General features: G+C 54.8%; 15 protein-coding genes. 9 read left to right on the top strand and 6 right to left on the bottom strand.

The genetic code is table 11. The features are described from left to right. Positions 1–16 precede the first annotated feature (16 nt). A complete protein-coding gene (locus FYJ78_RS12735; protein WP_195847873.1) occupies positions 17–181 on the bottom strand; it encodes a hypothetical protein in 165 nt (54 codons plus the stop codon). A 181-nt stretch (positions 182–362) separates the two neighbouring features. Between FYJ78_RS12735 and FYJ78_RS05055 the strand changes: the two genes are divergently transcribed. Continuing rightward, a complete protein-coding gene (locus FYJ78_RS05055; protein ID WP_154620316.1) occupies positions 363–1244 on the top strand; it encodes a LysR family transcriptional regulator in 882 nt (293 codons plus the stop codon). Between the two features lie 248 nt (positions 1245–1492). Here FYJ78_RS05055 and brnQ read toward each other — a convergent pair whose 3' ends face one another. Beyond that, entirely contained in the window at positions 1493–2854 is a 1362-nt protein-coding gene (gene brnQ, locus FYJ78_RS05050) for a branched-chain amino acid transport system II carrier protein (protein ID WP_206671372.1), read from the bottom strand. Between the two features lie 250 nt (positions 2855–3104). Further along, positions 3105–4601, bottom strand: a complete 1497-nt coding sequence (locus FYJ78_RS05045) for a class I adenylate-forming enzyme family protein (RefSeq protein ID WP_154620315.1) — start codon at positions 4599–4601, stop codon at positions 3105–3107. Between the two features lie 328 nt (positions 4602–4929). Between FYJ78_RS05045 and FYJ78_RS05040 the strand changes: the two genes are divergently transcribed. Further along, a complete protein-coding gene (locus FYJ78_RS05040; RefSeq protein ID WP_154620314.1) occupies positions 4930–6324 on the top strand; it encodes an EAL domain-containing protein in 1395 nt (464 codons plus the stop codon). Between the two features lie 3 nt (positions 6325–6327). On the opposite strand, the gene FYJ78_RS05035 is transcribed toward FYJ78_RS05040, so the two are convergent. Further along, entirely contained in the window at positions 6328–7038 is a 711-nt protein-coding gene (locus FYJ78_RS05035) for a phosphatase (RefSeq protein WP_154620313.1), read from the bottom strand. A gap of 90 nt (positions 7039–7128) precedes the next feature. Here FYJ78_RS05035 and FYJ78_RS05030 point away from each other — a divergent pair, with 90 nt between their 5' ends. Then, positions 7129–8307, top strand: coding sequence for an MFS transporter (locus FYJ78_RS05030; RefSeq protein ID WP_154620312.1), 1179 nt, complete (start codon positions 7129–7131; stop codon positions 8305–8307). A 431-nt stretch (positions 8308–8738) separates the two neighbouring features. Here FYJ78_RS05030 and FYJ78_RS05020 read toward each other — a convergent pair whose 3' ends face one another. Together FYJ78_RS05020 and FYJ78_RS05015 are read right to left on the bottom strand one after the other, a co-directional pair. Continuing rightward, positions 8739–9404, bottom strand: coding sequence for an MT-A70 family methyltransferase (locus tag FYJ78_RS05020; RefSeq protein ID WP_206671371.1), 666 nt, complete (start codon positions 9402–9404; stop codon positions 8739–8741). After that, positions 9391–10077 carry a BglII/BstYI family type II restriction endonuclease gene (locus tag FYJ78_RS05015; RefSeq protein ID WP_195847872.1) on the bottom strand — a complete coding sequence of 229 codons (687 nt, stop codon included), beginning with the start codon at positions 10075–10077 and terminating at the stop codon, positions 9391–9393. Before FYJ78_RS05015 ends, FYJ78_RS05020 begins: the two co-directional genes overlap by 14 nt. A gap of 323 nt (positions 10078–10400) precedes the next feature. Here FYJ78_RS05015 and sufC point away from each other — a divergent pair, with 323 nt between their 5' ends. The 6 genes from sufC (at position 10401) to FYJ78_RS04985 (ending at position 15766) form a co-directional block, all read left to right on the top strand. After that, the gene (gene sufC, locus FYJ78_RS05010; protein ID WP_154620310.1) at positions 10401–11159 is read left to right on the top strand and encodes a Fe-S cluster assembly ATPase SufC; all 759 of its coding nucleotides are present in this window, start codon (positions 10401–10403) and stop codon (positions 11157–11159) included. A gap of 10 nt (positions 11160–11169) precedes the next feature. Continuing rightward, the gene (gene sufB, locus FYJ78_RS05005; protein ID WP_154620309.1) at positions 11170–12579 is read left to right on the top strand and encodes a Fe-S cluster assembly protein SufB; all 1410 of its coding nucleotides are present in this window, start codon (positions 11170–11172) and stop codon (positions 12577–12579) included. A gap of 78 nt (positions 12580–12657) precedes the next feature. After that, on the top strand, positions 12658–13494 hold the full coding sequence (locus tag FYJ78_RS05000) for a SufD family Fe-S cluster assembly protein (RefSeq protein ID WP_154620308.1): 837 nt from the start codon (positions 12658–12660) through the stop codon (positions 13492–13494). Continuing rightward, the gene (locus tag FYJ78_RS04995) at positions 13487–14722 is read left to right on the top strand and encodes a cysteine desulfurase (RefSeq protein WP_154620307.1); all 1236 of its coding nucleotides are present in this window, start codon (positions 13487–13489) and stop codon (positions 14720–14722) included. The genes FYJ78_RS05000 and FYJ78_RS04995 overlap by 8 nt, the downstream gene beginning before the upstream one ends. After that, positions 14712–15155, top strand: a complete 444-nt coding sequence (gene sufU, locus FYJ78_RS04990) for a Fe-S cluster assembly sulfur transfer protein SufU (RefSeq protein WP_154620306.1) — start codon at positions 14712–14714, stop codon at positions 15153–15155. Before FYJ78_RS04995 ends, sufU begins: the two co-directional genes overlap by 11 nt. A gap of 107 nt (positions 15156–15262) precedes the next feature. Beyond that, a complete protein-coding gene (locus tag FYJ78_RS04985; protein ID WP_154620305.1) occupies positions 15263–15766 on the top strand; it encodes a flavin reductase family protein in 504 nt (167 codons plus the stop codon). Positions 15767–15768: the final 2 nt, after the last annotated feature.

The raw sequence follows: 15768 nt of genomic DNA, 5'->3' as shown, positions 1-15768 counted from the left end.
TTTTTTCTCAGTGAGTTCAGCGGGCAAGATCGAAGTCTGCGGCCTTCACATCGAGCAGGTCGGACGGATTCACATTGGAATAAACGCCAGGACGAATCTCAAACTGCTTCAGATTATCGGCATTTTCCGTCAGGATATCCTGCGTATAGCTTTTTACATGATTGAACCAGAACTCCATCATACCAATCGCTCCTTTTTATTGCTGTCATTTATTGATGTACATACGTTTTATTTACTGTTATTATGACATAGATTCGGTATCGTGTGAAATACTTCCTTTTCATGAACGATAGCTTTTTTTTATAGAAATGTGCTATACTGTTGACCAGAAAATGGGAAACGGGCGTAAAGGGGGAACCGGTATGACGATTATCCAGATGCGTTATTTCGATGCCGTGTGCCGCTGGCAGAATATCACCAAGGCGGCGGAGCATCTGCATGTTTCACAGCCGACGGTCAGCGTGGCCATGCAGGCGCTGGAGTCTGAGACAGGACTCAATCTCTTCCATCGTGAGGGGCGCAAGCTCCTCATCACGCATGACGGCAGCCGTCTGCTGGGCAAGATACGCCATATTCTGGATCAGCTGGATCAGCTGGACGATGACATTCAGGACATGGCGCACAACCGCAACCACATCCGCATGGCCATGCCGCTGCAGCTCGGCACGCAGTTCCTTCCGCTGATCCTCGGCGACTTCCGGTGGCTTCACCCGGAGATACGGATCGATGTCATCGAGTCCGGCGGCATCAGCGCATTGCAGATGGTCGAGGATGAGAAGCTCGACATCGCGCTGACGAATTATGAGAGCGGATTCAGTACGAAGCTCAACTACCAGAAGCTTTTCACCTGCGAATGCTGCTTTGTGACGTATCCCGGCCATCCGCTGGCCGGGCGAAAGACCGTTTCACTGGAAGATTTTGCGGAAGAGCCGCTGGTCATGCTCGACAGCAGCTTCTTTGTCTACCGCATGGTCCATGAAATGTTTCTCAAAGCCGGCCGGGAGGGGAAGATCCTTCACTATTCGCCGTATCTGCATACGATCAAAAATCTGGTAAAGAACGGGATCGTTTCGACCTTCCTGACGCGGCAGGCCGTTTTGCCCGAAGATCATCTTGCCGTGATTCCGCTGGCCGAGCCGTTTTTTATCAATTCGGGCATTGTCACCAAGAAGGGGCGTCAGATCTACGAGGATGAGAAAATCCTCATGGCGTACCTGCAGGACATCACGAAATACCTCAAATGACCGGACGGCAGGGGAGCTGGCGTTTGCCGTATGGCTAAACATTGCTATGGGATGATTATTTGACCAGATCAACCACAAAATCATGGGGAACATGCCGATCGCTGACCGCAGAGAAACGGAATCTTTCAGCAGAAAGAAACGGGGCTGTTGCATGGGAGGATATCTATCCTTACCTGCAACAGCCCCGCTGCAATATGGTTTATCCGATGATAAGGGCCGCTGTCGCCCCGTTGGAGAAAATGTCGGCATTACGCTTGGCGGCTGTGTTTAGTCCGGCTGTATTTTAGGACGGTGCCGACGGCAAGACCGAGCAGGGATGGGCAGATCCAGCCAAATCCCTGTGCGAAAAACGGCAGGGTTTCGGTCAGATACAGGATGAGCCCGTCAAGTCCGACAGCGGTCAGCCAGTCCGGCGGCAGGGCTTTTAGAAAATCGAAAACAGAACTCAGGACTGCTGCCGCCATGATGCTGCGGATCAGCAGGCGGTCGAGACCGCAGATGTGTCCGATCAGCGAGGTCAGCGTCAGCAGGATGGCAATGGGGTAGAGCATCATGAGAACGGGGATGGAGAACTGGATGATGGCGGACAGGCCTATGTTGGCGATCAAAAACGTGACGACGGCAAAAGTGACTGCCAGTTGATTATAAGAGAACTTGTCCGGGAACATCTTGACGAAGGCCTCGGAACAGCTGGTAATCAGGCCAATCACGGTTTTGAGGCAGGCCAGCAGTACGATGAACGCCAACAGGGCCGCGCCGGCGTCAGAAAAGTAGTGAGAAGAAATCGAGGCGAGGACAGCGCCGCCATTGCCGCTCAGGGGGGCGTATCCGCGGCTGCCGGCTCCGGCCATGGCCACGAATACATAAATGACGCCCATGAGCAGACAGCTGAAAACACCCGCTTTGACGGTGTTTCTGGCGACGGCGCCAGACTCTTCGATGCCTAGTTTGCGGATGACATCAACGACGATGATGCCAAAGGCAAGACCTGCTAACGTGTCCATGGTGTTATAACCATCGAGGAATCCCTGCAGGATCGGCGTATTGGCGTAAGCCGGCGCAGGGGGGAAGGAGGCGATACTGGCCGCCGGGTCGGTCAGTGCGGCCGCCAGCAGAATGCCGAGAACCGCCAGAAAAAGAGGCGTCAGGATTTTGCCGGTCCAGACGAGGATTTTGCCGGGCCGCAGGGAGAACCAAAGCGCCGCGGCCACAAAGAGAAGCGAGAAGAGAAGCAGGGCCAACGGCTCGCTGGTCCCGGACGGGAGCAGCGCTTTTGCGCCGATTTCGAAGGGAACCGTGACACAGCGGGGGCTGGCGAAAAAGGGGCCGATGGTCAGATAGAGGGCGCAGGTAAAAAGCAGCCCGAAGCGACGGCCGACACGCTGGCTGAGATTCAAAAGGCCGCTGCTGCCGGTGATGCCAAGCGCGGCTACTGCCAGCATGGGCATTCCTACGCCGGTTATGAGGAAGCCGATCAAGGCATACCAGATATTGCTGCCGGCCTGCTGTCCCATAAAGGCCGGAAAGATCAAATTGCCGGCGCCGAAGAACAGGCCGAATAACATACTCGTGATGGAAAGGGTTTCTCCATAGGTAAGGGTCGTTTTCACAGATTATACACTCCTGAATTTTTTGCAGTAATCGTTTTACTTTATCGTGATTTGCAGCAGACAGTTTTTTCATGCGGGCAAAACATCTCATAGGCGTAATGAGCGCTGACGGTCTGCAATGTATATGAACCGGACGGGATCGCGAAAGCGCAGGCAGAGCGGCCGCGGGTGTCTGTTGAATCGGCAGGACGATAAACAGGGCTGCCGCACATTGAAATCACGCACGGCAGCCCTGTTTCTTGTCAACGGTTTATTTTTCCTTGTTTTTTTCTTTGCTTTCCTGAAACGCCTTGAGAATCTGGCGCTTGGCAATTTTTCCGGTCGTGGTTCGCGGCAGTTTCTCCATCTGGTGGAATTCGCGTGGAATTTTGTAGAGCGCGAGATTGGCCTGCAGGAATTTCTTGAGTTCGCGGATGTTCACGGACGCGCCGTCGTGAAGACTGTAGAAGCAGGCGCCGGCCTGTCCGCGAAGTTTGTCGTCGATGCCGATCACGGCGGCTTCGTAGATGCCGGGGTACTGATAGATCAGCTCCTCGACCTCGCGCGGGTAGATGTTTTCGCCCATGCTGATGATCATATCCTTGATGCGGTCGACGATATAAAGGTAGCCGTCCTCGTCGACACGGGCGACGTCGCCCGTGTGGAACCAGCCGCCGCGCATGGCGTCATGCGTGACATCCGGCAGGTTCCAGTAGCCGAGCATGACGTTTTCGCCTTTGACGACGAGTTCGCCGGCCTCGCCCTGCGGCACGGAATTCCCATCCGCATCCAGCAGCTTCCATTGAACGCCCGGCACGGCGATGCCGCAGGAGCCGACTTTCGGACGCTCGGGCGGGTTCATCGTGACGACCGGCGAGGTTTCCGAAAGGCCGTAGCCCTCGCAGATATCCACGCCGAATTTATGGATGAAGTCCTGCTGAATCTTCAGCGGCAGCGTCGTGCCGCCGGACACCACGAGGCGCACCGTTTTCATATCTTCGGTGCTGGCCAGCTTGGTCAGCAGGCTGCAGATGGACGGTACGATATAGAGATCTGTGATGCGTTCGTCGCGGATGGTGCTGATCGTTTCCTTCGGCGTGAAGGAGTCGAGGATGATCACCGTCGCTCCGCAGTGAAGCGGGTACAGCAGGGAGCAGGTCAGGCCGAAGCAGTGGTACATCGGCAGAACGCAGAGTACGTTGTGCTCCGCCCGGCAGTGCATGACGTCCAGCTGCTCCGTGTTGGTGATGAGATTGCGGTGCGAGAGGACAGCGCCCTTCGGATTCCCCGTTGTGCCTGAGGTGTAAATGATCTCGCAGGGATTGCCTTCATTGAAGTATTCGGACAGCTCCGGCGCGTCGGGGACGCCGGCTTTGGGACGTCCGATGTTCCGTATGTCATGCTGGGAAACCTTGAGATCGCAGCGGAGCTGGGCCATGGCATCGACCAGATTCAGCGGCTGATACGTGAGGATCGTTTCGATGCCCGCATCCTTGATGATATAGGCGATCTCGCGATTGCTGAGCTGAAAATTGATCGGCACGGCGATGGCGCCGAGCGAAGCAATGCCCATGAACGCAAAGACAAATTCGGCGCTGTTGCGCGAGAAAATGCCGACGCGGTCGCCCTGACGCACGCCGGACGCGTAAAGACGGTTGCGGCAGGCCGCTGTCGCCGTCTGCAGGTCGCGATAGGTAAAACGGCGGTCATGATCGATGATCGCCATGGCATCAGGCGCTCCCTGATGGATGAGGTCATGAATAAACATGGTTGTGCTCACTTTCTGTATTCGGTACAGATTCTCGTTCTTCTTTCCGGATTTCCAAGTTATGGGAAACTTTTATCCGATGCTAAGGGGCGCTGAGACGTCCGTCTCTGCAGGCGGGAAATCAACGCCCCTAAAGCCCTGAATAAGTCTTACTTTATACCCCGCCGCTGGAATTGTCAAAGATTTCTCCATGAAATTCAAGCGTTATTATTATAAAGAAAAGCGGAGAGATCGTCAATCTGATGTCGACAAAAGGCATTTTAGTATATTATAATAGTAGAGGTGAAGTGTAACATTTTTTGTGATTTTCGGGTCCGGAGGAATACAGATGTACAGTTATGCCCATGTCGAAATCGTTATTCTGTTGTTTATTGCCCTGGCCGTCTGTCTGCGTATTCTGTCTATGCGCCGCAGCTATGCGGAGAAGCTGACATGGATGCTCTACCGCGACGCCAGCTCCGGACTGCATAACCGCATTTGGCTGGAACATGAGATCGATCATCGTCTGGAACGGATGGACAAGCAAAAGGAAGACGCTTCCGACGCGGCTATCGTCGTCTTTCAGGTCCGGCAGGTTGATGTTTTGGCCAGCACGTATGGTCAGGACATCATCAATGAAATGATGAAGCGGCTCGGCATCTCTCTGCAGCGGGAAAAATGGATTCAGGCTGTCGGCGTGCGTTCCGGGTCGGGACAAGTGATCGTCTTTACGCGGCCGATGTCTGTGAGACAGCTCCGACTCTCGGTGCAGACCGCGATGCTCGGGCTGGAATACATGGATGTGGGCGACATGAACCTGCGCATGCCGCTGATCGCGGGCATCAGCACCTTCAAGGGCGTGCCGCGTCCCGATGCGAAGCGGGTCATCCTGCAGGCTACGCTGGCGATGCAGGTATCGGACGGCATACGGTTTTACGATGACAAAATCATCGAGCGCCGCCGGTTCGCCACGCAGGTGGAAAACTGCATGCGCCGCGGCCTCGACAATCACGAATTTCAGGTCTGGTATCAGCCGAAGTACGATCTGGCCAGCCATCGTTATATCGGAGCGGAAGCGCTGGTCCGCTGGGACAGTCCGGAGCTTGGCTTTCTGATGCCGGGCCAGTTTATCGGTATTTTCGAGCGCACCGGCTTCGTCACGCAGCTGGACTTCTATATTCTGGATGAGGTATTCCGCTATCAGCGGGATCGCCGGCAGGCCGGCCTGCCGGTCGTGCCGATCTCCGTCAACCAGTCCCGCCTGCACATTCAGGAGCAGAACTATCTGAACAAGATGAAGCGGCTGGTCCGCCAGTTCGGCACGATCGACGGGATCGAGCTGGAACTGACGGAAACGGCCTTTGACTTTGAGAGCAGCAGCCAGCGGGCGGCTGCCGTCGATGTGATCCGCACGCTCAAGGAAATGGGTTTCCGGATCTCGCTGGATGATTTCGGCTCGGGGTATTCCGATCTGTCGCTGCTCAATACCCTGCCGCTGGACGTCATGAAGCTCGACCGGACGCTGCTTGTCGCATCCGAGGATTCGGCCCGCATGCAGTCCGTGCTGACCAATACCATCCGCATGGGCCATGATCTCGGGATGCGCGTGATCTGCGAGGGAATCGAAACAGCGGAGCAGGAGAAACTGCTCCTGAACTGCGGCTGTCATTGCGGACAAGGGTTCTTTTATGGGAAGCCGATGCCCGAAAGGGAATTTTCGCGCTTCCTGCAGGAGCGGGCTTGAGAATCAGTCCCGGATCCAGGCGCGGAATCTTTCGGGATCGCCATTGATGACAAGCTCTTCGGGGAATTCATTCTGCGCGAGAATCTCCTGTGCAAACTGATGGTTTCCGACATCGAGATCGATATGCGCGTCGCTGCCCATGATGACCATGGCATGGTGCTTCCGGCAGGCGGCCAGCAGCTCACCGGCCAGCTCGCGGGATCCGGTGCGGCTTCCGCCCGGCGTATAGGAGCTGTTGTTGCATTCGAGCAGGACGTGGCGCCGGCTGGCCGCCTCCGCGAGCGCATCGAAATCCACCGGGTACAGCGGATTGTCCGGATGGCCGATGATCCGGACCTTCGGATGGCGCATCGCGCCGATGAGCGCAGCGGTGTTCTGCTCCCGTGTGCCCGGACGGATACAGGGATCGTGGAGGCTCGCGATGGCATAGTCGAGGCGGGAAAGCAGATGCTCTTTCAAATCGACGGAGCCGCAGTAGTCCAGAATATTCAGCTCAGCGCCCATGACGACATCGATGCCGTAGGCTTCGGGGCGGATCACCTTGAAATTGCAGAAATAAAACTCATGGAACGCGCCCGGCATGGACGGCGCATGGTCGGCGATACCGACCAGCTTCAGCCCTTTTTCCCGGCCGGCGGTAATCATCTCGCGCAATGTGCTGTAGGCATGTACGCTTGCGATGGTATGCATATGGACATCAAGCAGATCTTTCATGGAAACAACCTCCCGACAAAATGAATAAACTGACTTCCATTATATACCACGGAGACGCAGAGGAAAAGGGAAGGAAGTAAGAGAAGTACGATGGAAATATGGAAACGCAATCTGTATATCTGTTGTCTGGCCTCGTTTATCGTTTCGGCGGGCATGAGCCAGATGGCGCCGATTCTGCCGCTTTATATCGCGGAGCTTGGCGTCGCGGACAGCGGGGATGTCGCGCGCTGGGCGGGCATTGTCTTTGGCTGCAATTTCATCAGTCTGGCCGTTTTTTCGCCGATTTGGGGAAAACTGGCCGACCGGTACGGCCGCAAGCCGATGATCCTGCGCGCCTCCGGCTGGCTGGGGCTCATCATGATCGGCATGTCGTTTGCCCAGTCGGTCTGGCATCTCGTCGTTCTTCGCCTGCTGCAGGGCTGCCTGTCCGGCTTTCAGGCCGCCGTGGTGCCGCTTATCGCGCAGGAAACGCCCCGGGAACATTCGGGCTGGGCGATGGGCATGTTCTTCACCGCGCAGGTCACAGGAGGTCTGCTTGGGCCGCTGATTGGCGGCATGATTTCCGAGCTTATCGGCATCCGGCACAGCTTTCTGCTGATGGGGTCCCTTTGCCTGCTGGGATTTCTCGCTCTGACTCAGGTCCGTGAGACGCGCCGGACCGCTGCGGCGGGAACGCCGGCCGGGCTGCGGGACGTTTTTTCTGCCCTGCCGCACCGCCGGGCGGTCGTCGGGCTTTTCCTGACCACGCTTGTCCTGCACTTTTCCCTGACCTGCATTCAGCCCATTCTGACGGTCTACGTCAGCGAACTGGCGCCGGACACAGAGCACCTCGCCGTGATTTCCGGCGCTGTATTTTCAAGCGCCGGCTTTGCCAGTATGCTGACCGCCTCCCGGCTGGGGCATATATCGGACCGCATCGGGGCGCAGAACGTCCTGACCGCCTGTCTGCTGCTGGCCGGGCTCGTTTCCATCCCGCAGGGCCTCGTCACTGCGCCGTGGCAGCTTGCGCTGCTGCGGTTCCTGCATGGCATCGCCATCGCCGGACTCATGCCGTCGGTCAACAGCCTGATCCGTCAGCTGACGCCGCCTGACTGCCTTGGACAAATTTACGGATTCAATCAGTCGGCCCAGTTCATCGGCATGTTTTCCGGCGCCTTTTTCGGCGGTCATCTCGCCGCCGTGTTCGGCATACGCCAGATGTTCTTCGCTGTAGCGCTCCTGCTGCTCATCGACGCCGCATGGTGCCGTCGGACGGAAAAAACGGAATAAAGAATAAAAGAGAACATTACAAAAAAGCGGCCGCTTTCTGCTCCCTTTGAAGGAGAGCACAAAGCGGCCGCTGATCGTATACGGCATCATAGCGACAGGTTTTCTGTGGCTGCCCGGTCTATGTCGTCCACTGCCCATACGGCAGAAACCGCGTCCTTTGATTTCTTAATATGTATGGTAAACCTGCAGGTCCGATAAAAGCAGCATGTTATTTAGATTTTTTTATGATCCTCCATATCGTTCGTTCTGACATTTGGTATTTGTGGGAAATCTCCCGGACCGTAGCAGTTGGCGTTTCTGATGATAAATACATCTGCAAAATTTTCGTTACATCATCATCCGATAAAGTCGGCTTTCTTCCGCCATGCCTTGCTTGCAATTGATTTTCCAGGTATCGAATACGAGCTTGTAGCTTTTCGATCTCTCCATCTCTATTCATGCACTCCACCAGCTACGGTATGGTTTGCGTAGGTATTCCATGTTGGCTCATAATCGTACTCAGCCTGATTTCCCCACATATCCCAGCCTTCTCGATCGCCGCGCGCAAACATCTCAAGATAAGGGCCTGACGAACAGCTCTCAATCAAATCTACGAATTCATCCGGTTTCCTCGAATGTTCCCGTTTGCGCGTCCGCAACAAGTTCACTTGTGATCTTGCAGGCTGTAACGTCCTATTGTTTGTCCCTGTGATACCAAACAGAAGAATTTCCGTTACATTTCTGAAGTAAAAGCCGACACCTCGTCCATCTGGCCCACCGTCTTGCCGCACTTTTTCCCAAATCAAATTTGTCTTATACTCAAATCCCCAAGCGCGAAGCACTTCTATTCCCTCCGGTAAAAGGGCATTGGGAACCCATAGGTACAGATGGCATTTTTCATCGGCGACATCGGCAACTGGAAGTGACTTTATATCATCCAGCTTCATGGTAGGGTATCGGCTAAGACGCTTATGCTCAGGAGCAACCTTGCCCGTTCTATTTTGAAATTGCCACGGCGGATCTGCATAAATTGTGCGATATTTTTTCCCTGCTGTGAAATTTTTGAAATTTTTAATTGTACTCTCAAGGCTTACTGCCTTAAGGCTATTCGTTAACACCTGTTATACATCCTTTCTTGATGCCAACTGCCAAGATAGGACACCCACCATTGCGACGCGAATCTAAGCGATATATCAACTTATCCATATGTGTCGTAGATGCTCCGTATTTTTGCAAGATCGGCTTTCCCTTATCATCCGTTATCTTTTTGAAAACATCATGAAGTTCTGTCGACCTTGTAACAATAACACCAACGTCTATAATCCCACAATCAAAATAAGTTCTCATGGCAAGGAGATCGCGGTCAAAAGTCTGGTCTTTGCTATTCCACTCAAGATCAAATGCTACCTTTTTCTTTAAGAAATCAATGTTATGTCCATCAATATACCCTTTTATTTCTATTTGGTCATCAGGCAAGTCTTGAAAATGGCCACGCTTTTTGTTTGCAGCCCGCGGATATTTGAAGATGGTCAAATCCCCTGAGATACGAATTTCGCGCCATCCTTTCGGATATAAAACGCGATCGAACTTTAAAGGGATGGGGCTCTCATTTCCCCCCGGCTTTTTTAGCTCGTCCACAGATATGGAAAATGCTTCTAAAGCATCCTGCAGCTCGGACCATTCTTCAGGAAATGCTTCGGTGAGAATTTCCAGTGCATGTCCATAATTTCGAAAATCAAAGTTTGTTCTTATGCGATTGGATAAACATTCCAAGCAATCCAATTCACTCATAAGCAGGCCTCCTCGCATGTACTATAAGATCATTATACGAGGATTCCCGGTATTTATGGAAGATCTAAAATACTGACAAAACTATTATGACAGTAATAATTATACTACACCATCGTCGTCAAATCCAGTTCAACAGAATCCCTGTCGTCATTCTTACTCGTTTCCTAACGCTACATCCGCTCCATTCCCTTTGTGGGATTGGCTATTGACATTTTTTAAGAAACAACATACAATGAAAACATCAATCCCGAGTATTTTAGTAAGGATTAAAGAGATACTGTTTATCCTGTGTATGTTGTGTATATAAAGGAGCGTTTTATCGTATGGCAGAGAAGCTTTTGGAAATCCGTGATCTCCATGCCGGTGTTGAGGGCAAGGAGATTTTGAAGGGACTGAACCTCTTGGTGAATAAGGGGGAAGTCCATGTTATTCTCGGACCGAACGGGTCCGGCAAGTCCACGTTGATGAATGTCATTATGGGACATCCGAAGTATACGGTTACGAGCGAGGAGATGCAGTTTGCTGGAGAGGATATGAAGGAGCTCAAGACGTTTGAGCGCGCCCGCAGGGGGCTGTTCCTTTCGTTTCAGACGCCGGAGGAGATTCCGGGGATCACGGTCGAGAATATGATCCGCACGGCGCGTCAGACGATCACGGGGCAGAAGGTTAAGATTTTGCCGTTCCGCAAGGAATTGAAGGCGACGATGCAGGAGCTGAAGATGAAGCCGGAGTATGCTCAGCGTTATATGAACGTCGGTTTTTCCGGCGGTGAGAAAAAGCGCAATGAGATTCTTCAGCTGCTGATGCTGCAGCCGAAGCTCGCCCTGCTCGATGAGACGGATTCGGGGCTGGATGTCGATGCGGTTCAGATTGTGTCGGAGGGCGTGGCCCGGTTCCACAATGAGGAGAACAGCTGTCTTATCATTACGCATAATACGCGCATTTTGGAGAAGCTCAAGGTCGACCGGGTGCACGTTCTCATGGACGGACGCATTGTCGAAGAGGGCGGCGCAGAGCTGATCGATGAGATTAACCGCCGCGGGTTCACGCATATTCTCGACGCGCAGAATGCGGCAAAGTGAGGCGGTTCTTATGGCAGAGAAAAAGAAAACCTATGTTGAGGATATTGAACGCACGCTTTACGATATCCGGAACGAAGACCATTCCGCGTATAAGTCCCGCAGCGGACTGACGGAGGAAGTGGTGCGGGATATTTCCCGGCGCAAGAAGGATCCCGAGTGGATGCTGGAGTTCCGGCTGAAGTCGCTGGAGGTGTATCATTCTCTGGCGCTGCCGACCTGGGGGCCGGATCTTTCCGAGCTCAATATGGATGATATTGTTACCTATGTTCAGCCGGATGCCCGCATGACGGGGAACTGGAAGGAAGTGCCGGAGGATATCAAAGATACCTTTGACCGCCTTGGCATTCCCGAGGCGGAAAAGACGTCGCTCGGCGGCGTCGGCGCACAGTATGACTCCGAGGTGGTTTACCACAGCATTCAGGAGGATATGGTGCGGCAGGGCGTCATTTATACGGATATGGAGTCTGCGCTGCGGGAGCATGAGGATCTGGTGCGCGAGTATTTCATGACGCTTGTCCCGCCCAAGGATCACAAGTTCGCGGCGCTGCACGGTGCGGTGTGGTCCGGCGGCTCGTTCGTTTATGTGCCGGCCGGCGTTCAGGTCGAGATGCCGCTGCAGAGTTATTTCCGGCTCAATGCGGCCGGGGCGGGGCAGTTCGAGCATACCCTGATTATCGTGGAGCCGGGGGCGAGCCTGCATTTTATCGAGGGCTGTTCGGCGCCGAAATATAATGTGACGAATCTTCATGCCGGCTGCGTCGAGCTGTTCGTCAAGGAGGGTGCGCGCCTGCGCTATTCGACGATTGAGAACTGGTCGCGCAATATGATGAACCTCAATACGAAGCGTGCTCTCGTGGAGAAGGACGGAATCATCGAATGGGTTTCGGGATCGTTTGGTTCGCATATTTCCTGTCTTTATCCCTGCAGCATCCTGCATGGCGAGAATGCCCGCTGCGAATTTACGGGCGTTACCTTCGCGTCGAAGGGACAACATCTGGATACGGGAGCCAGCGTCATTCATGCCGCGCCGCATACGTCGGCCAATATCAATACGCGGACCATATCGAAGTCCGGCGGCAAGGCGACGTACCGCAGTGCGGTCAAGGTGACCCGCCGGGCGGATCATGCCAAATGCTCCGTCAACTGCGAGTCGCTGATGCTGGACAATCTTTCGCGCAGCGATACCTTGCCGGTCATGGACATCGAGGGCGATGAGGCCGATATCGGTCATGAGGCGCGGATCGGCCGGATCAGCGATGAGGCGATTTTCTATCTCACGAGCCGCGGCATCGATGAGGAGGAGGCCCGGGCGATGATCGTGCGAGGCTTTGTCGAACCGATCGCCAAGGAACTCCCGCTGGAATATGCGTTGGAAATGAATAATCTGGTCAATATCGAGCTGGAAGGAACGATGGGCTGAGTCTTTTCCGGCGGAAAAGATATTCATCGGTCCGGAGTGTCCGGTGCCTTCTTTGCGGGGAAGGTTTTAGGGAGGAATATGATGCAACAGGATATATTTTCTGAGATTCCGATGCGGACGTGGCGCTGGCTGGGTGTCAACGAAGCCCGCGTGCCGGAGCGTCTCAGTGAGAATAGAAAAAAGGAACAGATTCTCGTCGAGGCGGGAAAAAGCGATCAGGTTATTTTGACGCGGCGCGAGGGCGGCGCGCAGGAGGTTCAGGTTCATATCGCGGACGGTGCCGAGCTGCATCTGGTCAACGTCCAGCTGCTGCCGGCCGATGAGGCGGGTACAAGCCGCGTCAGGGTCTACGTCGGCAAGGGTGCGATGTTCCGCTATACGACGGTGGAGGCCGGCGCGAGTCATACCGCGGCGGAGCTGACGGTCGATATGGCCGGCGACGACAGCAAAGGGGAGATCTGGGGCCTTTATTTCGGCGACGGCGAGCGCCTCGTCGATTTGAATTATGTCATTCGTCAGGGCGGAAAGCGCACCGATGCGAACATGCAGGTGCGCGGGGCGCTGCTCGGGAAGAGCGAGAAGAAATTCCGCGGGACGCTGGACTTTATCGAGGGCTCGAAAGGGTCGGTCGGCCGCGAGAATGAGGAAGTCGTCCTGCTTTCGCCGGAGGTCCGCAATCGCAGTGTGCCGATCATGCTGTCCCATGAGGACGACGTCGACGGGCATCATGCCGTCAGCGTCGGCAAGATGGATGAGGACAAGCTGTTTTATTTGATGAGCCGCGGCCTGGATCTGGCCGATGCACAGCGGCTGGTGGTAGAGGCGTCGTTCCAGCCGGTGCTGGACCGCATCCCGGACGCAGGGCTGCGGGATGAAATCGATGCTTATTTGAAGGGGAGGCTTTCCAATGGCTGAGGCACAGGACTTTCTCAGGGATTTTCCCCTGCTGAACCGGAAGATGGAGGACAAAACGATCGCTTATCTGGACAACGGCGCGACCACGCAGAAGCCGGAGCAGGTGATCCAGTCCATCTGCGGGTATTACGGCGGATGCAACGCCAATCCGCACCGCGGCGCGTATGCCCTGTCGGTCAAGGCGACGGACATTTACGAAACGGCGCGCGCCCGCACGGCAAAGTTTATCGGGGCGGCGCGGCCGGAGGAAATCGTCTTTACGAAAAACGCGACGGAGGCGCTGAATCTCGTCGCTTACAGCTACGGGCTGCATCATGTCGGACCCGGCGATGAGATCGTCATCACGGTTTCCGAGCATCACAGCAATCTGGTTCCGTGGCAGTTCGTGGCTAAGAGCCGGGGCGCTGCGCTCAAGTACATTTATCTCTCGGAGGACGGCAATCTCTCGGAGGAGGATATCGCGACGAAGATCACGGAGCGCACGAAGATCGTTTCCGTGACGCAGGTTTCCAACGTGCTCGGGCTGAAAAATGATGTGAAGGCCATTGCTGAGAAAGCGCACAGTGTCGGTGCGGTATGCGTGGTGGACGGCTCGCAGAGCGTGGCGCACATGGCCGTGGACGTGCAGGATCTGGGCTGCGATTTCTTTGCGTTCTCCGGGCACAAGATGTTGTCGCCGATGGGGATCGGCGTTCTTTACGGGCGCTATGAGCTGCTGGATGATATGCCTCCGTTCCTCATGGGCGGCGACATGATCGAGTATGTGCAGGAGCAGGAGACGACGTATGCCGAGGTCCCGTCGAAGTTCGAGGCCGGCACGCAGAATGTCGGCGGCGCCGCGGGGCTGACGGCGGCGATCGATTATCTTGAAACGATCACGTTTGACCGGATTGAATCCATCGAGCGCGATCTGACGGAGTACGCGCTGTCCCAGCTGCGGGAGCTTCCTTATATCGAGCTTTATGGCTGCGATAGCCACCGGGACAATAAAACCGGCATTATTGCCTTCAACGTCAAGGATGTTCATCCGCATGATGTAGCGACGATTCTGGACAGCTACGGCGTGGCGATACGGGCCGGCCATCACTGCGCCCAGCCGCTTCACCGGTATCTCGGGCAGAACGCCAGCTGCCGGGCGAGCTTCTATCTTTACAACACGCGTGAGGATGTCGACCGCTGGGTCGATGCCCTGAAAAAGGTAAGGGGGGTTCTTGGCTATGGCGCTTGACGATGTCTATACCGAGGTGCTCGGGGAGCACAGCCGCAATCCCGATCATAAACATCATCTTTCGTGCGCGACCTGTGCGCTCAAGGGACACAATCCGAGCTGCGGCGATGAGATCACGTTGGAGCTGCAGGTCGAAGGCGGCATGGTAAAGGACGCGTCCTTTACCGGCGTCGGCTGCGCGATTTCTCAGGCCAGCACAGATATTATGATCGAGCTCATCCGCGGCAAGTCCATCGAAGAAGCCCGCGATCTGGCCCGGAAATTCATCGCGATGATCAAGGGCGAAATCACGGACGACGAGGAGCTGGAGGATCTCGACGAGGCGCTGGCTCTGCGGAACGTATCGCACATGCCGGCCCGGGTGAAATGCGCCGTTCTGGCATGGCATACGCTCGATGACGCGCTGAAAAAGGACGGGAACCCGGAAAAATAAGCAAGTTATCCACAAAATATGGGGGATATCCACGGCAAAACTGTGGATAACATCTATATTTTGTGGATTTTGCTTCATCAATTGGTGGATAAGTGGAGGAAAGAATCATGGCACAAAAGGAAATCAAACCGGAGGAATTTCGGGAAAGCGTATTTCAGGTAATCGGCAAGGAGTGGCTGCTGGTTACGGGAGAGGCCGACGGACACTCCAACGCAATGACGGCATCCTGGGGCGGAATGGGGATTCTCTGGGGAAAACCGGTGGCGTTCCTGTTTATCCGCCCGACGCGCTATACCAAGGAATTTATCGATAAGGCGGATGGACTGACTCTGTCGGTATTTCCGGAGGAACGCCGCAAGATGATGAATTATTTCGGCACGGTTTCCGGACGGGACGAGGATAAGATCAAAAAATCCGGCCTGACGGTAAAGCATGACCGGGGCCGGACATATTTTGATGAAGCCCGTGTCACCATGCTCTGCCGCAAGCTTTACGCTCAGGAAATGAAGCCGGAGTGCTTCATCGATAAAGCCTGCGATGAAAAATGGTATCAGGGAGATTATCATACGATGTATATCGCCGAGATCGAAACGATCCTCGTGCAGGAATGATC

Source organism: Wylensekiella montiformis (assembly GCF_009697385.1).
Taxonomy (GTDB): domain Bacteria; phylum Bacillota; class Negativicutes; order Selenomonadales; family Selenomonadaceae; genus Selenomonas_A; species Selenomonas_A montiformis.
The sequence above is the reverse complement of the archived record's forward strand: the minus strand, read 5'-3'. Positions and strand labels throughout refer to the sequence as shown.